Here is a 20609-nt window from a genome sequence, read left to right on the forward strand (position 1 = left end):
CCCCGTGTGACCGCGTGGCACTACTTGTGGTCCGGTGACCAAATGGTGGAAGAGGCTCCCGTCTATGCCGACGGTACTGTGGCATATGATGCGGAAATTCAATGGCTTTATCAGCCGGTGGGCATCACCCCTACCGCTCGCTATCAAAAGGGGTAATTGCACTCTATAGTCACAGACCATCAAGGTACACCCCGAGAGATTTTTACTGAAAAAGGGATAGCCAGTTGGGCAGGACGCCTCAATACGTGGGAGAAAATGGCGTTTTGGCAGTCTCACGACAGTCGAGCCGACAATGACCCAAATTATACCGAATGCCATTTTCGTTTTGCCGGGCAATATGAAGACCGCGAAACGGGCTTGTATTATAACCGCTTTCGGTACTATGATAAGGACAGCGGCCAGTCTATTTCACCAGACCCGATAGGGCTACTGGGCGGGTTGAATCCGTATGGGTATGTGCACTGTCCGACAGGGTTTATAGACCCGTTTGGGTTGGCTGGTTATTGCTGTAATGAGTTACTAAAAGAAGATAGATTTAGAAGACATCATTCAAGTTCAGCTATATATCTTAAACACACCAAAGCTAAAACTCAGGAAGAAGCAATGATGTTTTCTAGTGGAGGAAAACCTGCTCAATATTGGGATATAGACGCCCCCAATGGCAAAGTAACCGGTAGTTCAATGACCAGTTTTAGAAATAAAACAGAGAAAGAAGCCTTACGAAATGGAGTATATTCTCCTCAAAAAGGTGGCTCCGATTATTATATATATGATGCAGGTAGAACAATTGGCTTTAATAATGGTCAACCTACACAATACATGAGAGTTGAAGTTAAAAAATCTACTAATGAGTTTCATGTGCATCCAATCAGTAACCAAACTTACAATGACTACATGAGAAAGGTTGAGTAATGGATAACTTATATAAAAAATATTCACCTTTACTTGGATTATATGTTCCGAGTGACTGGTTAGTTGTTAAAAATAATATGTATGATGTTGCACCTGAGATATTAAACTTACCTCATACTGAAGATGAATTATTTTTAATAAAAGATACTTTCTTTGAAAATGATATTTTTATATCAAGATCAAACCTACCAATATCAACAAAAAAAAGAGCAATATCAATAGGATCCATATTTGCTAGATTGCAAGAAAATTTTAATGATAAGAATCATATTTATTGTATTTATGATATAGAGTTATCATTGATCTTAGATGATAAGGAGTTTTCATTCACTAATGAAAATGGTGCAACAAATCGATTTGATGCAGCCAAAATAGCTTCTGAATATATGATTATCTTTACACAATATATTATGCCAAATTTAATTTTAGGTAAAAAACTCACCCAAAATCTATTTGAATCATATATTAGAAAAGCTTATGAAGAAAGAAATTAAGTTTTAGGTTAATTTTAATAACCAGAAGATCTTCAAATCTTCTGGCTTCTTTGTTTTTAAGAGATGCTCAGTTTACCCTTTAGCGGCTAATATACTCCACCATCCGCTCATGCATGATGTGGCGTACTGCATTCAACTACCCTTGCTGTTGTTGATTTTGTTACTTAATGACTCGAATGTCTTCGCTGTCGGGTATCAACACCAAACAACCGTTTAAAATCTTCACCGTGAACGTGAAACCGGTCTCAAAACCCGCGCCCTTCAACCAATACCCTGTTAAGTGGATTGCCGGCAGTGGGTTGGTTTTGCTGCCACTCAGGGCATACCCTACCGTGTAATAACGCTCTATTTTTTGAGATTTAAGGGCTACATCAGCCCCAGTTTTGGTGCATCAACACAGTTATCGCCCTAAAGAGTGGCGATATCACTGGAATACCTAACACCAATTGATGGTCTGTTTCTCTCCCCCTTCCCCGCTGTATAGGAGGAGTTTACTAACGTTTAGGTATTAATAATGACTGAAAACTTACCATTTAACACCGGTTTTATATAAAAATTAAATGAGTATGCATGAATGTTGATATCAGTTTTACTACAGCGATAAAAGCAGATTTAGAGAATATAAAAATACTGAATAGAAGTAATAATCACTAGCTTAATTTTTACTAAAAGAGAAAAAGATGAGTTTAGAATGGCTCTTGGGGACACTATTTAGTTACAGATATACCAATAAATTATCATAATAGGTTATTATTTTTATCGCTCAAATAAAACTCACACTCTAAATAAAAATGGAGGTCTGAGGTCTGAGTGCTTAGTGAAATTGAAGTATATTTAATATATTACTACTATTTATATGCTCTTTATGTACAAAATCACTTATCTGGTATCCCCCATATAAATACCACGAATACCTCCCCATCATGATCACTTAACATGATGGGGAAATTTAAAAATAACAATTAAACTCTACTTTATAACTTAAAGTAAAAATATAAAATACTTAAACATGCTAATAAGACTAAAAAATCATTAGATGAGTTTTATTTCAGGAGCACTTATGATTATTCAATGAGAAATAAAAACATTATAGTATTTATCTTGAACCATATTCATATCTATATCAAAAGCATTTAGATAAACCCCTTTAAAAAACTCAAACAGTGTAATTTTAAAAAAACCTAAAATTATAATCAAAACATCAGTAGGGATCGCACAAACACCGCACTCATATCTAGATATTTGCTGCTGAGATACATTCATAATCCCAGCTAATTCCCTACCACTTAAAGAATAACTTTTCCTCAATTTTCTTAATTCTATTCCTACAGCTTTAATAAACACTTCCCTATGGCTCAAATCTAATTCAATTTGTTCAAATTCTAAATTACTAATTTTCATTTTTATTTAACCCCGAGTACAGAACGAAACATAAAGTCTGAATCATTCAATATTTCTTCGGTAATCTAATCAATTATCCTGATTAAATCAAATTATCCTAAAACAATATCCATTGATTATAGAAACCCCAAAAACAACAAATAAGTGTAAAAACTAATGGATTCTCTTGAACTTATAAGCCTTAATAGCCATTAATCCAAAAAAGACCATCATTATTGAATAGTAATAAAAACCAAAAGAAAACTCAGGAGGGAATATATTCAGATTAAATATTCGATTTTTACAAAAAAAAGCATTTAAATTTAATTGATAAAGTATATATTACAAAAAAAGGTAAAAATCATTAAGATTTATTCAATATCTTATAAATTAGGTTAAAAAACAGTCTACGGTGTAATACTTATATTAAAAAACGAAATATTACGAAACACTCAGCATCAAACTGACATAATACAGGTAGTTTACTCCCCTCTACGGCTTATTCAAAAATCTGATTTAGACATTCTCATTTATATTACTTTACTCATTTTATTAGATACACTTTTCTCTTGAAAAGAGTATTTCATCTCTTCATCAAATAAAATTTCAGCAACTCAGTTAGAGCAGAGCTTACTTCAAAATCAATATATATAAACTGGATTTTTTTACCTCATAATAAAAAATGAAGACACTTAAATTCAATGAGAAGATATATAATAAAATAAAAACCAAGTAAACTCGAAAACAATAAAATAGATATTGATCATCGAAAAAATTAAATCATGCTATATCTCAATGCTAACTGAGCGCATCATGATGATAGCTGAAAATTAATAATCATCTAAAATAATACTATAAATCTGAAATTATTCACTTACTACTTATCCTAAAATAAGACAGCGACAACTAGATTCACCCTATCCTTTTAAGTGATCATATGAACAGCAATTTTACGGAAACATATAGCCGTAATAAATACGCCTATTATTCCCTAATAACCACATTTTAATTCACAGCCTGCTTGGCGATACCGTTGCTGAGTTTCACTCGATAGCCCACTATCGCTAATAATTGTTTTAATACAAGATAGGGTTGCAACAGCATGAGGTTCGAACATATCAAACTTTGTGTGATCCGCTAGCAAAATAACCTCTGGTGAACGCGCTATTAGTTTGCGTTTAACTCCCACCTCAAACATAGTAGCATTCGTTATTCCCATCTCAATCGATAATGCATCACAAGACATAAAGACACGATCAACGGCAAAAGCATTTAACGTCTCTAATGCTAGGCTTTCACCTACCGTAAAATAACCAGGCCTGATTAACCCCCCAATGATATAACTTTCTACATTTGGAAACATTCCAAGTTGGTTAGCTATTTTGATGTCATTACAAATGACTTTAACGCTAATATCCCCCAGACACTTCGCTAATTCTAAACAAGTAGAGCCTGAGTCAAGAAAAAAACAGTCGCCTTCATGAATTAATTTGCGAGCAATGAGTGCGATTTCACGTTTAGATGCACAATTTAAAGAGCGTCTGACATCAAATTGAGACTCTTTATCTGTCGTACTGTCGTCGAAATTTAAGTGCCCATGAGTTCGCGTCATACCAGGATAATGTTCAGCGATATATTGAAAATCGCGACGAATTGTCGCTTCTGCACAACCAAACAACTCCACCGCTTGTTGTGTTGAAAGCTCTCGACATTTCCAAAGATAGTGCAGCATCTGTTGGATCCGATCAGATTTATACAGACTCATAAGCGACTTCTCTCCGAATTTAATTGCTAAGTTGTTTTATCGTATTTTCATAATCGTCTGTCGAAAACAGTGCTCTTCCTATGACAAGATTATTAATACCAACCTTTTTTAATGACTGAATTTTATCTGCACTGATCCCACCATCAGCCCAATACTCCAGTTGGCTAAAGAGTGGTGGTATTTGCTGAATTTTATCCACTATTGATGGTATAAATTGCTGATTTTCACCATCCGGCTCGCTAGTCATCAACATCAAAGCATCTAATTTATTAATGAGGTATTGATAAGGAGCAACTGGTGTACTTGGATTTAATGCTATGCCTGCTTTTGCCTTTATCTTTTTTATTTCAGCAATAATTTCTGAAGGGTTTTGCACCGCCTCAGGATGAAAGAAGATCCATTTGGGGCTAAAAGGAGCAAGCTCCCTTATCCAAAATAACGGTTGAGACACCATTAAATGAATAGATAATGCATGTTCTGTAGCTTGTGCAGCTGCTTTTACCAACTTAATACCAAAAGTAATATTGTTGATAAAATTGCCATCCTCAATGTCCAGATGTAATGACCCAATATTCTGATTAGCCAGTTTATTAATAATTGAACCCAGCCAAAGTGGGTCAGCAGAAGCCAAAGACGGGTGTAATATCATCATCACTCCTTCATGGATAAATCAATATGAATTTAGCAACCGCAAAACATCATCATGGGTTTTAGCACAACGAATTTCATCAAGTAATAATGGATTATCAATAAGTTCAGCGATGTACTGTATGAGTCGAATATGATCATCACTTTGAGTTGCGCAAACAGTCATTAATAACCATACAGGGTCACAATCTTCATGACCGAATACAACGGGCTGTTTTAAGGTTGTGAGAGTAATTTGGTTATAGATAGCCCCTTGTTCCGGACGTGCATGTGGCATAGCAATGCCCGGAGCAATTAAATAATAAGGCCCCCAACTTTGGGTGTTTTTAATGATGCCTTGTAAATAGTTAGGCTCAGCAGCACCATGAATAATTAAAGGCGTACAAGCTATGCTAAGCGCTTCTTTCCAATCGGCTGCAACTTGATTTATTTGGATCCATTTAGCATCATCAATCATTGTATATTGACTCCTTTAAGGTTCGGTATATGCTTGATTATTGAGTCCTCGCCTAACTTTTGGCGAAGCTTGCGAGGACTCTTAGTATCACGAGGGAGATAAGTATTTTGCTTATCTCCTTTCTTATTGCCTTATGCTATGCACTTTCTCCATAAATCTTTCCACTCGAGTTTGATCAACAAAGTTGGCAAAAATGCCATCTTTTTTAAAAGTCGTCGCGGTGACACAGCCATCAGCAATACTCAGCTGCTCTTCAACGTTTTCGAGGCAAACCCCAGTGTTGGCAAAGACCACAGTATTCGGCACCGTATCTTTCACTTGTTTCAAAATTGCACTATCTGTTTTTGCTCCAGCAGTTAATCCCGAAACACATAGTGCATCTGGTTTATTATTAAAAACGGTAGACTTTGCTATTGAGCAGATATCTCGTCCACCTAGATATACCGCGGCTTCAGGTACAATATTAAAAAGCGTTTTTACATCCCCTGCCCCAATACGATGTTGATGGCGAATAGTTTCACCAACATTGGTATTCCATACGCCAAAATCACTTGCATAGGCACCCGTAAATATTTCTCGGATAAATTTCGCTCCTGTCGCCATCGCTAAATCGAACGAAGCGATCGGATCCCAAAGAACATTTACACCAAATGGTATACGGATCTCACTCATTAATTGACCAATGATCCGTGCCATTGCCGCAGTTGTCTCCGGCTTCACTTTAGTGAGATAAGGCAGGCTAAATTCATTTGAAAACATAACTGCATCAACACCGCCATTTTGTAATGCCATTAAATCCTCATATGCCCTATCAATTACCCATTGCATACTATGCTGCGCATTAAAATCAGGATCACCAGGTAATGCACGTAAATGGCACATAGCAATGACTGCTTTTTCTGTTCCAATAACATCCTTCAACCAACTCATTTCTATACTCCTTATTCAGGTAATTCACGATTACGTAAGAAAATAACGACACAGGCAACAATGCCAACAGTTAACACGACACCGATAAGACCAAATGACATTAATTCGTAAATAGACCAACCAAACATATTGCCAACTGACAGTGCGCTAATCTGCGCGCCATTTTCGGCAAAGTTAAATCCGCCATTACGTGCCATTTCGGTAAAGAAAGGGGCAAACTGCGTTGCGATGAGCAAAACGGTGCTCATAACAATCACACCACTCAGTAATGTGCGTAATAAGTCACCGCGGTGGATCACCGTGGCCATACAGATAAAGAAAGGAGCAACTGGCAAGTCAGCGAGTGGTAATACATTGTTCAATGGCAGGATACTTGCCAAAATCAACATGATAGGGATAAGAAGCAAACCCACTGCAATTGTGGTTGGATGACCCAGCGTTACGGCGGTATCTAGGCCAATAAACACTTCTCGATCATTAAAATGTTTCTGGAAAAATTTACGAGCGCCTTCAGAGATAGGAAGTAATCCTTCAACAATTAAGCGGATCATGCGAGGGAATAACACCATGATCGCGGCAACCGTAATCATTAAAGTCGCACAACCTTTAAAGTCTTCTCCTGCTGCAAGCCCAAATAATAATCCCAGTACAACACCGATAATAACCGGATCACCCACCATGCCATAGCGTTTTTGAATAGCTTGTGCATCGATATTCTTTCCTTTTAGGAAAGGGATCTTTTCATAGATAGCATCAAGAAGTACAAATAGAGGAACTGAGCTAGAGCCATACCCTTGAGGAATTGAAATCCCCTCCAAACCAACAATCGTCTGTACGCGTTTTGCCGTCCAATCTGCCATTTTTAGCGATAAGATGGCATGACACATAGCACCAGCGATACCATAAACTAAACTCCCCGTCGCAATTTGAACAACTGTTCCGGTAATTGCATAGTGCCAATAATTATAAATATCAACGTTCATTGTTTTCGTTAGGCGAGTAAACAATAACGTGATATTAAGTAAGAAAATAACGGGAATAATGACTGCACCAATCGCCGTTGCATAGCCAACACCGGATGCTGGCCCTGCCCCTACATCAAGTACATGTAGCGATAAGCCAAAACGTTCAATCATAATTTTGATGGGGGGGCTTAGGCTATCAATAGCCATCACGATCACTAGCCCCATTCCGACAAAACCAATACCGACGGTAACCCCAGCTTTAATGGCCTGTAGCCATGGAATGCGAAAGATTAAGCCAATAATTATCATGACGATTGGGACAAATACTGTACCGCCTAGAGAAAGTATATAGTCAAACATAACGTCACCTATGAGGTTTATTGTGATAACAACGTTTTAATTTTTTGTTTTAATGCATCGTCATTAACTCCTGTTAGTAAAGCGGCTCCATTCAAAGTCGGTACGCCATAATCTGTATCCGTTTTCATTGCGGTGATGATCAAATCAACACCGTGGCTGTTTAGTGGGATTTCGTTTAAACAACATTGTGAAGTCGCCACTAAGATGCCTTCACTAGCTAAGTAATCTTGGAGTTTTTGAGCAATCATTGTGGACGTAGACATACCCGTTCCACATGCAACGAGGACTTTTTTCATTTTAATGTAACCTCTTGGTTATTGTCTGAGTCAGACTCGATAGGAAACTGATTAGCGGGAAGTGTCGCTAATGCAGCCAATAACCGGATGCAGTCACTGAGATCTCGTAAGCTAGCAACTTCAGCCGGTGAATGTGTGTAGCGGCAAGGAATAGATAGGCTTGCGCAAGGAATGCCATCTTGTTCAACCTGAATATATCCCGTTTCTGTTATGACACCTGGTGCAACTTCTCTTTGTACCGGAATATGATTTTTGGAAGCTGTTTTTTCTAACATATTGATTAAGCGAACAGGAGTTACTAATCCCGCAAGCGTGCCTCTACCGTGATAGTTTAAGCAAGTAATGCCGACACCTTTGTTAATCACTAAATCCGAATAGTCTTGAAGGTCGGGCGTATCACAAGAAGGCGTAATATCGATCCCAATAGCAAGGTCGGGTTTTACACGGCGTAATACTGGTAAAATCCCACGAATATTAAATTCCTCTTGCACTGACGCGACAATAAATAGTGCGATTTCTAGCTTTTTATCTTTAATCGCATCAGCTAAACCAAGTAAAGCAGTGCATCCAAGTCGATCATCTAATGCTTTACTACACACCATGTCATTGCCTAATTCTTGAGGCGGGTTATACAGTGTGATTGGCGTACCGACTTTTATGCCCATTCTTTCAGCGTCAGCCTTATCTTTCGCTCCGACATCAATCCACAATTGATCAATCGAGGGTGATTGCGTACGTTCATCACCTTTAGCAAAGTGATAGGATTTAATACCGATACATCCCGGTATTGAGCCGTGCTCTCCCGCAAGACGGACAACAGATCCTGACATCGTCACCTGTGCAGGCCCTCCGACTCGTTCAAAACGAATAAACCCCGACGGTTCAATTTTTCGCACCATAAATCCCACTTCATCCATATGCGCAAATACCATTAAACGCAGCGCTTTTGCGTCGTCACTTCCATAACGAGCAACTATATTACCGAGGCGATCCTGCCAAACTTCCTTAGCGCTCTCTGTAAAATGTTTTTGCATAACATTGGCAATAGGGGCTTCATGACCTGAAATACCGTCCAAGGTCAGTAAGGAAAAAAGTGTATCTCGAATGGAAAATACCATAATGATGATCCTTCATTGACTAAAACGACATAAAGATGAGCGATTTATATGTAAAAAAAGACGGGATTATTGTGATTAAAATCACAACAAACTATTAAAAATAACAAATAGAAACAATTTTGTGACAAATATATAACAATTTCGCTCATGCTGATTGCACTAAATTTTTAGGTATTGATGGCTTTTAAATACTTAACAATGGTGATAGTGAATAGATCTTAGAAGCATAAATGTCGATTTATCATGGACATAAAGCGCGTATATTGCCTTAATGGACTATGTTAGTTTACACGTCATTCCACACTGAAAGCTGATAACGTTTAACTATTGAGCTAAGTGAGCGTTTAAGCAGTGATATTTAATGAAAGGCAAATCGGCAGATTTATAGGGGATTGCATATCACTTTGTAGTAAATTTGCCTATCTTCATATTCATAAGTTGCGATGAAAATGTAATTACAAAACAGGGGTTTTTTAGTTAATTCATACTAAACCGCCTTTTAATATTTGTGTTAGTCATTTACCTGTAGTATTTTCTGTAAACCCATCCAATACTGATGATTATTTATGAACCCATTTAAAAAATTGATCACTGGATAATACCCTCTTATATCTGTTGCTATATTTTGGTTTATTTCTCAATTTTTAATTGGGGCGTTATTGAAAACGATCCCGTTGTGGTTGATTAAACACCCTGAAGAATCCCTTTTATATTCAATAATTGCGTCATACGGCTTAAAAGTTGTTCTCTCCGTTTGTGTTCTATCTGGGCTCATATCCTTTTTAAGAAGAGAATTCTCAATTATTTACTTGCTGACTACTATTTTTATCATTCTGCATATTATTTTTAATGGATATTTATTTTTTACATTCGCACATTCTATTTTGTCATCCCTCTAACATTGGGGTTCGTTATGGTTATCACAATAAATTAAGGCATTGAACACCCTTGGTGGTGGCTCGATACTTTCTCATAAAATTAATATTTAACGCTGACCATATATTGCAGCCGTAAACTAGCAGGCAAGCAAGCACGATTTCTATTGCTTCGTCGCCACCTAGCATTGAAGCTATCGAGAGCATTCAAATCGCAATAGAACCTGCAAAATCTAAATAATGAGTTAGAATGTGCCATACTTCGATTAATGTCCTCTGCCTCGATTTCGATACCACCGTGGAAATTGTGAAAAAGATACTCATCCACAAGATATATACGATAGAAGAAAATAAGGAAGATCACCTAATCTAAAAGCATGTTGGATTAATATTAATTCACACACCTTATCAAATCATCTATTAATTTAAAATTAGGGCGTACTGTAATTGGAATTCGAATCGAAGTGTCCATTCGTGCAGTAATAACAGCTCGATGATACTTTACGCCACTAATGTAAATATCTATTGTTTTTCCAGTGTTTTTAACAGAAAAATCACTCAGCCCAGTACCGCTTTTTAGCATAATAGCTAATGAGTCGTTTGTATCTATATATGTATTGAGTTTCGCTGATTCTATATTTTTACAAGCTATAGAGATTTCACTCTCACTGGTTTTAAAAGACAAGCACTCATTATCAGGTTTGCATTGGTTAGCCGCTATTGTCGATGTAGAGAATAATAAAGCAGCAACAGCTAGTAATTTCATAATCATAAACTCATTTTTTAAGTTACATGGATTATATCAGTTAATCATAGAGAGGGTATGATTAGAATCATTTGTAAATAGCATAGTGAGGAGTATTAGGAAAAGAAAATAACCGTAGAAAATGAGGAAGTTTACGCAGCGCATATATATTTATGGGCTATCATTCGAGCTAAGCGCTAGATATCCAAGAAATATATCAGCAGTAGCCTACCGCACCAACACACTTTCAACGAAGACTTACATCACACTTGGGCAATTTGGGGAGGTTCTATCCGCGCTTCAAGAAATGGGCGACTGGGAAAACATTGATGATATTTTAAATTCGAATGGCACGAATATGACACGCAAGATAATTTAAAAATACTCACTCACACATAACGCACTGATTTAATTAGTGGGTCGTGGGGGGTTCGAACCCCCGACCAATTGATTAAGAGTCAACTGCTCTGCCAACTGAGCTAACAACCCGATGCACTTATTTAACGCCTCTCATTTAGCACAGTCAACATTATTCTGCTAATTTTACTTAACCAATTAAATTTTGGTTGCTAATGTTAACTTGGTGTTATATTCAGATTAAGATATCACCACTCTGATTACAGTCAGTTAAGTTTTTCTTACACTGACTGAGATTTGTGTCACAATATTTTATGCAAACACTGTCACACAATTAAAAATACACTGTGACTGCACATAACCACTTCTTTGGATAGATACTATGGAAGAAAATCAACCCTCAACATCAACAAATCCTCCCACAGAGAGGAATCAGCTAAAACGTAGCCTCAGCAACCGACATATCCAACTTATCGCTATCGGTGGCGCGATCGGAACGGGCCTATTTATGGGCTCAGGTAAAACTATTTCGCTAGCTGGCCCTTCTATCATCTTCGTTTATATGATTATTGGGTTCATCTTGTTCTTTGTTATGCGAGCGATGGGTGAATTATTACTCTCCGATCTTAATTACAAATCATTCAGCGACTTTTCTGCCGACCTGATTGGCCCATGGGCTGGCTTCTTTGTTGGTTGGACCTATTGGTTTTGTTGGGTCATTACTGGTATTGCTGATATTGTGGCTATCACATCCTATGTCAGCTTTTGGGTGCCTGATTTCCCTGAATGGGTGACCTCTTTCATCTGTGTTGTGACGCTGTTAACACTCAATTTAGTCTCAGTCAGATTATTTGGTGAACTAGAGTTTTGGTTTGCCATGATCAAAATTGTCGCCATTATCGCGTTAATTATCGTTGGCGGCACTTTAATCGCAATGAACTTCCAATCACCGGCTGGTCATACGGCATCACTAAGCAATATCTGGAATGACGGCGGAATGTTTCCTATGGGGATTAGTGGCTTCTTTGCTGGTTTCCAGATAGCTATTTTCGCTTTTGTTGGTATTGAATTAGTGGGAACTGCTGCTGCGGAAACCCGCGATCCCGAAAAATCATTACCAAAAGCAATTAACGCCATCCCTTTTAGAATTATTGCTTTCTATGTGCTATCGCTGATAGTTATTATGGCGGTAACACCTTGGCGCACCATCTTGGCGGATAAAAGCCCATTTGTAGAGATGTTTGTCCTGATCAGCCTTCCTGCCGCAGCAAGTATTGTCAACTTTGTCGTACTTACCTCTGCGGCATCCTCTGCCAATAGTGGCGTTTTTTCTACGAGCCGCATGCTATTTGGCCTATCAAAAGAAGGCGATGCACCAAAACAGTTTAGTCGCTTATCGAAAAAAGCCGTGCCTGCAACGGGGTTAATATTTACCTGCATTTGCCTAAGTTTCGGTATTATTTTGATCTACTTTATCCCAGATATCATGCACGCTTTCACGTTGGTCACTACCGTGTCAGCAATCCTATTTATGTTTATCTGGAGCATGATCTTATATAGCTATCTCAAATTCAGAAAAAACCGCCCACAACTTCATCAGGCCTCGCATTATAAAATGCCAGCAGGTATTGTGATGTCGTGGATTTGCTTGGCTTTCTTTGTCTTTATGGTGATCCTGCTCGCCTTCCAGCACGATACAAGGCAAGCTCTTATCGCAACGCCTGTCTGGTTTATTATTCTATTTATTGGTTATCAAGTAGTTAAACGTCGTAAGCAGACCCATTAAAGACCAGATAGCAAAGTGTTCCCATAAAATTAGATACTTTGTTCAAATAACTTATCAGGCCTGATTTCAATACACTTCTGAACTCAGGCCTTTTAACGTTTATCTGTGTCGTAATGGCTTATCCATTCATATCCATAGCCTACCGATATGGCATATTTCTGTGCCAAATATGCTCAGCTCAAACTTCTTCATTTGTGCGAGTACATTTTCAATGCACTTTTGCCTAGCCATGCAAGCACCTTCTGTTAATGACGCCATTGACTTAAATTAGCATAGAGAATTTATATCTACGGACTATTAAGAATTTGAGCTGTTATTTATTAATTTATTTTGATATTACTTTGAAAGAGGTAAGTCACGAACTTGCCAGTAAAGTTCACTTTATCTCTAATGGGCAACGTTAAATTAAAGGTAAAAAAATGGCAGATTTATCCACATTAACTCTTTTTCATGATCCTACTTCAGAACCAAGCAGAGCCGTTCACTGGCTTTGTATTGAAACTAATATTCCCATCAATATCAAATACACATGGTTGACGCGGGGAGAACATCTTTCTAATGAATTTTTAGCCGTCAATCCGTTGCATCAGATACCCGCAATGCAGCACGACGATTTTTGCCTTTCCGAAGCAACGGCAATCATGAACTATCTTACAGATATTCACGGTTGCAGTGATAAATGGTTTGGAGCAACCCATCGAGCTAAGGCTGTCATCAATAAACATTTGTCTTGGTATCATACGAATCTTCGTAAAATATCAACATTGGAATATTTTCTTCCCGTACTGTTAATGCCTGCATATCTTGGGGTGGCAAAACCATCGGTCAATGAGATTGAAGCCAAATTAAATGCACTTCATGATATGTTTGCAAATTTAGATTTTCTGCTTGAAGGCAAAAATTTCTTAGCAGGAAGTGATATTTCCGCCGCAGATTTACTCTACGCTTGCGATATTTTTGCTTTAAGGATTGACCCCAATTTTAAGCAAATGATAGAAAAATACCCCAATATCCGTGGCTGGTTAACAAAACTTGAATCAAGGCCAAGTTATGAGCTTTCACATAAAGCATGGGATCATATTGTTCCGCAAATATTGGCACTAAACGGTGGGTCTAAGGGGTCTCCAGAGTGGATTGCGAATACTTGTGAGAAAGTCATCGGGTAACAAAAGCAGATAAGCGATTTAGACAAGCCTAGAGGAAGCAAGCTGAACGCCTTACTCAAAGAAAATACTCAATTGGCTTATTTGTTCCGATTATTTTTACTGTCATTTACCGTGAAAAAACAACCAAAAGAACTCAAATTTGAATGCTCATAAAATGAGACTATTTAAAAAATAAAATCAATGAAAAAGATCCATTAGTCATTTTATATTTGCTCATAACCCCCCAATAGTTGGTTACCCAACTATTGGGGGTTACTTTATTTTATCAATTATTTCATTTTATATTCCGCTTCAGCCTCATCAAAGCGGGCTTGAGCAGCGGCACTTGGCGCTTTAGTTATCATACTGACCACAATAATTGCAATTGTTGCAAGGATAAAACCAGGGATGATTTCATACAGATCAAACCATTTATATTTCATCCAGACTAATACGGTAACGGCACCAACAACCATCCCCGCAAGTGCACCTGTACGAGTCATTCGTTTCCATAACACAGAAATCAAGACGACTGGCCCAAATGCGGCACCAAAGCCAGCCCATGCGTTACTCACTAATGCTAACACCTTGTTATTCGGGTCACGTGCAATATAGATAGCAATCGCAGCCACTACCAGAACCATGATCCGCCCTACCCAAACCAGCTCTTTTTGGCTCGCATTTTTACGCAGGAACGGCTTGTATAAGTCCTCGGTTAACGCACTTGCGCACACAAGTAATTGACAGCTTAATGTACTCATAACCGCCGCTAAAATAGCGGAGAGTAAGATACCTGCAACCCATGGGTTAAACAGTATTCCTGCAAGCTCCATAAAAATACGTTCGTTATTTCCCATCACCGATGAGGCTAACGCAGGGTTAATTTCGAAGTAAGCAATACCAAAGAAACCAACCGCAGTTGTTCCTCCAAGGCAAAGGATCATCCATGTCATACTAATACGACGCGCAGAGCGAATCGTGCGATGTGAATCAGCAGCCATAAAACGCGCTAAGATATGAGGCTGACCAAAGTAACCTAGCCCCCACCCTAATAATGAAATAATCGCAACAAAATTCAAACCCTTAAACATATCTAAGTATTCAGGGTTTTTCGTTTGAATAACATCGATTGCAGTATCTAGTCCACCTAATGAGAAAATGATCACAATAGGCGTTAAAATAAGTGCAAATATCATCAATGAGGCTTGCACTGTATCAGTCCAACTGACAGCTAAGAAGCCACCAAGGAAGGTATAAGCGATAGTTGCTAACGCACCAAGCCACATAGCTTTTTCATAGCTAATATTAAAAGTACTTTCAAACAGTAATCCCCCAGCAACAACACCAGAGGCACAATAGATAGTAAAGAAAACAAGAATTACAACAGCAGAGATAATGCGTAAAATTTTACTATTATCCTCAAAGCGACTGGTAAAGTAGTCAGGTAGCGTCAATGCATTATTATTTTTTTCCGTTTGAACCCGCAAACGCCCAGCAACAAATAACCAGTTAAGATATGCCCCCAAGCTCAGCCCGATAGCAATCCAACTTTCTGAAATCCCAGCGAGGAAAATAGCACCAGGTAGCCCCATCAACAACCAACCACTCATATCAGAGGCCCCTGCTGAAAGTGCTGTGACTACACTACCTAAACTTCGTCCACCGAGAATGTAATCATCGAAATTCTTCGTTGAACGATAAGCTAAATAACCAATAAGTAACATGCCAGTAATATATACGATGAACATAATGATCATCGGAGTGCTTACAGTCATCCGTCTTCTCCATAGAATAGTTATCTTCTTTGGTTGTTGCACTAAATTGCACGCAAGCAAATTAAATAATAAATATAGTGTGTGTTGTGTTTGTATTTAGTTGCACTTGATTAAAAATGCTACCTTAGCATGCTAGACAATCTCATTTCCGATTAACAAGAAATTAACGTTATTTTGTTCAATAAACGATATCCGTATCACAAATGTTAAATTTTTGATGCGAGAATTAATCAATTCACTCACAACTCATCTAGCAAAGCGAATTAATAACATATTGATTTTTAATCAAAATCAGCAAAATCCATTTCTAACCATCTCATTTTACAAATAAAAATACGATATATTTCACAATTCCTTTAGAATAGGCTTTAACAACGTTGCACAAAGTTGCAACATCGTGCTATTGATGTGTAACTTTTTTGTTTCTAGTAGCTAATTATTTAGAGGAAATGGGATGAGTAGTACGACAACTATGGGTGTGAGACTTGATGAAGCGACTCGTGAACGCATTAAAACTGCTGCTCAACGTCTTGACCGCACGCCGCATTGGCTAATTAAACAAGCCATATTTAATTATCTTGAACAGCTTGATAATCAACAGTTCATCCCTGAGATTTCCTCGGGACAAGATAACAAAGATGGCCAAATATCAGAAGAAGAATCCGTTACTGAATCGAATTATCAGCCTTTTTTGGATTTCGCTGAACATATTTTACCTCAATCGGTTAAACGCTCAGCGATTACATCTGCTTATCGTATTCCTGAAACACAAGCACTGCCGATGTTGCTACAACAAGCACAACTCCCCGCAGAGCAAGCAGATGCCGCCCATAAGTTGGCTTATTCCATCGCAGAAAAATTACGTAATCAAAAAAATGGGATTGGCCGCTCTGGTTTAGTTCAAGGCTTATTGCAAGAGTTTTCACTCTCTTCACAAGAAGGTGTTGCACTCATGTGTTTGGCTGAAGCTTTATTACGTATTCCTGATAAAGCAACACGAGATGCTCTCATCCGCGATAAAATCAGTACAGGTAATTGGCAATCTCATTTGGGCCAAAGTAGCTCCATGTTTGTTAATGCAGCAACTTGGGGATTACTATTTACAGGCAAACTGGTTTCGACTCACAATGAAGCCAAGCTATCTAGCTCATTGAACCGTATTATTAGTAAAAGTGGCGAACCATTAATTCGCAAAGGCGTTGACATGGCAATGCGCTTAATGGGAGAGCAATTTGTTACTGGCGAAACAATTGCACAAGCATTAGCGAATGCAAGGAAGCTGGAAGAAAAAGGTTTCCGCTACTCTTATGATATGTTGGGCGAAGCGGCGTTAACAGAAAAAGATGCTCAAGATTATATGGTATCCTACCAACAGGCGATCCATGCTATCGGTAAAGCATCGAATGGCCGCGGTATCTATGAAGGACCGGGGATCTCTATCAAGTTATCAGCCTTACACCCTCGTTACAGCAGAGCGCAATACTCTCGCGTAATGGAAGAGCTATACCCTCGTTTGCTATCACTCGTATTACAAGCCCATCAATATGATATTGGAATTAATATTGATGCTGAAGAGGCAGACCGTTTAGAAATCTCCCTCGACCTACTCGAAAAACTTTGCTTTGAGCCGCAACTTGCAGGTTGGAACGGTATTGGTTTTGTTATTCAGGCGTACCAAAAACGTTGCCCATTCGTGATTGATGCAATTATTGATCTTGCTGAACGAAGCAAACGCCGCTTGATGATCCGCCTAGTTAAAGGGGCTTATTGGGACAGTGAAATTAAGCGCGCTCAAATTGATGGTTTAGAAGGCTACCCTGTTTATACGCGTAAAGTGTATACCGATGTTTCATACCTCGCATGCGCTCGCAAATTGTTGTCAGTACCAAATCTGATTTACCCACAATTTGCAACTCATAACGCCCATACGCTGGCTGCAATTTACCAAATTGCAGGTAAAAACTACTATCCAGGTCAATATGAATTCCAATGCCTACATGGAATGGGTGAGCCATTATATGAACAAGTTGTCGGGAAAGTTGCTGATGGTAAACTCAACCGCCCTTGTCGTATCTATGCACCTGTCGGAACACACGAAACCTTATTGGCTTATTTAGTCCGTCGCTTACTCGAAAATGGGGCGAATACCTCATTTGTGAACCGCATTGCTGATGCGACCATTCCACTTGATGAACTAGTATCTGATCCTGTCAAAGACGTATTAGAGTTATCGAAAGCAGAAGGACAAATTGGGTTACCTCACCCTAAAATAGCCCTTCCTCGTGACTTGTATGGAAAGAATCGTGTCAACTCAATGGGGCTAGACCTCTCCAATGAACATCGCTTAGCATCGCTTTCTAGCGCACTTTTAACCGCAGCGATGCAAGAAAAATTAGCTCAACCACTACTTGGTGGGGAATATCAACTGGCTAAATCAGCCGAAAATGCGCTTCCAGTGATTAACCCAGCATGCCATTCTGACATTGTCGGTCATGTTCGTGAAGCAACGTTGGAAGAAGCGGAACATGCATTAAACATCGCCAATGATGCAGGAGCTATTTGGTTTGCGACTCCACCGTCAGAGCGTGCAGCTATCCTCTTACGTGCCGCAGACATCATGGAGCAACAATTACAGCCTCTACTTGATGTACTGGTTCGTGAAGCGGGGAAAACCTATGCTAACGCGATTACAGAGGTTCGTGAAGCCGTTGATTTCTTGAATTATTATGCAACTCAAGTCCGCGATGACTTTGATAACAATACCCATCGACCGTTAGGCCCTGTGGTTTGCATTAGTCCATGGAACTTCCCTCTAGCAATTTTCACCGGACAGATTGCGGCAGCTCTCGCAGCAGGTAACACGGTATTAGCGAAACCCGCAGAGCAAACACCACTGATCGGCTCAATTGCAGTATCAATGCTCCATCAAGCCGGTATTCCACGTGAAGTATTGCAATTTTTACCGGGTAAAGGGGAAACGATTGGTGCGAAATTAGTGGGTGATGCAAGAGTTCGTGGTGTAATGTTTACAGGCTCTACGGAAGTTGCTGGATTGCTGCAACGTAATATTGCGGGAAGGCTGGATGCTCAAGGACGTCCAACCCCACTCATCGCAGAAACTGGCGGATTAAATGCGATGATCGTCGATTCGTCGGCCTTAACAGAGCAAGTCGTGACAGATGTTGTCGCTTCTGCTTTTGATAGTGCAGGTCAACGCTGCTCCGCCCTACGTATTTTATGTATCCAAGAAGATGTCGCTGATCGCACAATTCGTATGTTAAAAGGTGCGATGGAAGAGTGCCGTATGGGCAATCCAGAGCACCTTTCTACGGATATCGGGCCGGTTATCGATAATGAAGCTAAAGAGAATATTGAACAGCATATCCAGCAAATGCGTAGCAAAGGTAAAGAGGTCTTCCAAGCTGTATTTGACAATATTGATGACCTACGTGAGCAGTCCGAAGGTACTTATGTTAAACCAACACTGATTGAGTTAGACAACGTTGGCGAATTGAAAAAGGAAATTTTTGGTCCTGTATTACATGTGGTGCGCTACAAGCGCGAACAACTCACCGATCTTATTGAACAAATTAATGCGGCAGGATATGGGTTAACACTTGGTGTTCATACCCGTATTGATGAGACTATCAATCAAGTCGTTATGAAAGCAAAAGTCGGTAACTTATATGTCAACCGCAATATGGTAGGTGCTGTAGTTGGCGTTCAACCATTTGGTGGTGAAGGCCTCTCTGGTACCGGACCTAAAGCCGGTGGCCCACTTTATCTCTATCGGTTGTTAAGTGAACGCCCTGATAATGCGGTATCACGTACACTCGAAAGACAAGACAATGAGTTAGCAATGGATGCCAGCGCAAGACCACAACTCCTCGAACCTTTTGATGCCTTCTCGTCATGGTTGGAGAAGCAAGAAAATCGCATCGAACCAGCTATCTTTGAGCAGTTTGCACGTCATGCACAGGCGGGGACTTCGCGTTTATTACCTGGGCCTACAGGGGAAAGAAACACTTATACTTTAACGCCTCGAGGCACTATTTTATGTCTCAGTGATAACGAGAAAGACTGCTTAGTGCAATTGGCGGGAGTTCTTGCGAGTGGCTGCCAAGCATTATGGCCAGAAAGCGAAATACACCAAAAACTGTATAAGTCGCTACCTGAAAAAGTGCGTAACGCAGTTTCAATCACCAAAGATTGGCAAGAGTATAACGGACATATTGAAGCGGTTATTTACCATGGTGACAGCGATCAACTCAAAATCGTCTGTGAAACGGTTGCCAAACGTAAAGGCCCGATTATCTCTGTTCAAGGCTTTGAACGAGGTGAAACTAACTTACTGCTAGAAAGATTAGTTCATGAGCGCTCACTAAGCGTCAACACCGCTGCTGCTGGTGGTAATGCAAGCTTAATGACAATTGGCTAATTAACCACAGCCTGAGCCTAAAAAATATTGGGGTCAGGCTGTTTTTTTGGTTTTCAGAATACCTCAATTGATCAGACTCCCTACCCTCAATAACACGCCCCTATTCACGCTTTAATCACTTACCATTATTACTGGCGCTTTATGATATTGGTTAATTAAGAGC

Annotated in this window: 16 protein-coding genes and 1 tRNA gene; 5 read left to right on the forward strand and 12 right to left on the reverse strand. The window is 39.2% G+C overall.

Going from position 1 to position 20609, the window contains the following annotated elements:
* Positions 1-156 precede the first annotated feature (156 nt).
* Both PR833_RS20450 and PR833_RS12190 read left to right on the forward strand, forming a co-directional pair.
* A complete protein-coding gene (locus PR833_RS20450; protein WP_318558086.1) occupies positions 157-912 on the forward strand; it encodes an RHS repeat-associated core domain-containing protein in 756 nt (251 codons plus the stop codon).
* On the forward strand, positions 912-1406 hold the full coding sequence (locus tag PR833_RS12190; RefSeq protein WP_272526178.1) for a hypothetical protein: 495 nt from the start codon (positions 912-914) through the stop codon (positions 1404-1406). The genes PR833_RS20450 and PR833_RS12190 overlap by 1 nt, the downstream gene beginning before the upstream one ends.
* A 160-nt stretch (positions 1407-1566) precedes the next feature.
* Here the strand turns inward: PR833_RS12190 and PR833_RS12195 are convergent, their stop codons facing one another.
* The 11 genes from PR833_RS12195 to PR833_RS12245 all read right to left on the reverse strand — a co-directional run bounded on the left by PR833_RS12195 (position 1567) and on the right by PR833_RS12245 (position 11434).
* Positions 1567-1755 (reverse strand): SymE family type I addiction module toxin, encoded by a 189-nt coding sequence (locus tag PR833_RS12195; RefSeq protein ID WP_318558090.1) that lies wholly within the window; start codon positions 1753-1755, stop codon positions 1567-1569.
* A gap of 719 nt (positions 1756-2474) precedes the next feature.
* A complete protein-coding gene (locus PR833_RS12200) occupies positions 2475-2807 on the reverse strand; it encodes a helix-turn-helix domain-containing protein (protein ID WP_004918538.1) in 333 nt (110 codons plus the stop codon).
* Positions 2808-3777: 970 nt separating this feature from the next.
* The gene (locus tag PR833_RS12205; protein ID WP_004918537.1) at positions 3778-4551 is read right to left on the reverse strand and encodes a DeoR/GlpR family DNA-binding transcription regulator; all 774 of its coding nucleotides are present in this window, start codon (positions 4549-4551) and stop codon (positions 3778-3780) included.
* Positions 4552-4570: 19 nt separating this feature from the next.
* Positions 4571-5200, reverse strand: coding sequence for an epimerase (locus tag PR833_RS12210; protein WP_272526187.1), 630 nt, complete (start codon positions 5198-5200; stop codon positions 4571-4573).
* A 21-nt stretch (positions 5201-5221) separates the two neighbouring features.
* Positions 5222-5656, reverse strand: coding sequence for a PTS sugar transporter subunit IIA (locus PR833_RS12215; protein WP_004918535.1), 435 nt, complete (start codon positions 5654-5656; stop codon positions 5222-5224).
* A gap of 123 nt (positions 5657-5779) precedes the next feature.
* Positions 5780-6586 (reverse strand): BtpA/SgcQ family protein, encoded by an 807-nt coding sequence (locus PR833_RS12220; RefSeq protein WP_004918534.1) that lies wholly within the window; start codon positions 6584-6586, stop codon positions 5780-5782.
* An 11-nt stretch (positions 6587-6597) separates the two neighbouring features.
* The gene (gene sgcC, locus PR833_RS12225; protein ID WP_004918533.1) at positions 6598-7911 is read right to left on the reverse strand and encodes a PTS sugar transporter subunit IIC SgcC; all 1314 of its coding nucleotides are present in this window, start codon (positions 7909-7911) and stop codon (positions 6598-6600) included.
* A 17-nt stretch (positions 7912-7928) separates the two neighbouring features.
* On the reverse strand, positions 7929-8207 hold the full coding sequence (gene sgcB / locus PR833_RS12230; RefSeq protein ID WP_004918532.1) for a PTS sugar transporter subunit IIB SgcB: 279 nt from the start codon (positions 8205-8207) through the stop codon (positions 7929-7931).
* Positions 8204-9325 carry a M42 family metallopeptidase gene (locus tag PR833_RS12235; RefSeq protein WP_004918530.1) on the reverse strand — a complete coding sequence of 374 codons (1122 nt, stop codon included), beginning with the start codon at positions 9323-9325 and terminating at the stop codon, positions 8204-8206. Before PR833_RS12235 ends, sgcB begins: the two co-directional genes overlap by 4 nt.
* Before the next feature lie 1266 nt (positions 9326-10591).
* Positions 10592-10966 carry a hypothetical protein gene (locus PR833_RS12240; protein ID WP_272526179.1) on the reverse strand — a complete coding sequence of 125 codons (375 nt, stop codon included), beginning with the start codon at positions 10964-10966 and terminating at the stop codon, positions 10592-10594.
* A 395-nt stretch (positions 10967-11361) separates the two neighbouring features.
* A tRNA-Lys gene (locus PR833_RS12245) sits at positions 11362-11434 on the reverse strand.
* Between the two features lie 250 nt (positions 11435-11684).
* On the opposite strand from PR833_RS12245, the gene cycA reads away from it, so the two are divergent.
* Together cycA and PR833_RS12255 are read left to right on the forward strand one after the other, a co-directional pair.
* The gene (cycA, locus tag PR833_RS12250; protein WP_076914412.1) at positions 11685-13088 is read left to right on the forward strand and encodes a D-serine/D-alanine/glycine transporter; all 1404 of its coding nucleotides are present in this window, start codon (positions 11685-11687) and stop codon (positions 13086-13088) included.
* 419 nt (positions 13089-13507) lie between these two features.
* Positions 13508-14254, forward strand: coding sequence for a glutathione S-transferase family protein (locus PR833_RS12255; RefSeq protein WP_272526180.1), 747 nt, complete (start codon positions 13508-13510; stop codon positions 14252-14254).
* Positions 14255-14523: 269 nt separating this feature from the next.
* Here PR833_RS12255 and putP read toward each other — a convergent pair whose 3' ends face one another.
* Positions 14524-16008 carry a sodium/proline symporter PutP gene (gene putP, locus PR833_RS12260; protein ID WP_014658023.1) on the reverse strand — a complete coding sequence of 495 codons (1485 nt, stop codon included), beginning with the start codon at positions 16006-16008 and terminating at the stop codon, positions 14524-14526.
* 472 nt (positions 16009-16480) lie between these two features.
* Between putP and putA the strand changes: the two genes are divergently transcribed.
* The gene (putA, locus tag PR833_RS12265; protein WP_442959666.1) at positions 16481-20446 is read left to right on the forward strand and encodes a trifunctional transcriptional regulator/proline dehydrogenase/L-glutamate gamma-semialdehyde dehydrogenase; all 3966 of its coding nucleotides are present in this window, start codon (positions 16481-16483) and stop codon (positions 20444-20446) included.
* Positions 20447-20609: the final 163 nt, after the last annotated feature.

This window comes from Providencia sp. PROV189, assembly GCF_028480065.1.
GTDB classification, from domain to species: Bacteria; Pseudomonadota; Gammaproteobacteria; order Enterobacterales; family Enterobacteriaceae; genus Providencia; species Providencia stuartii.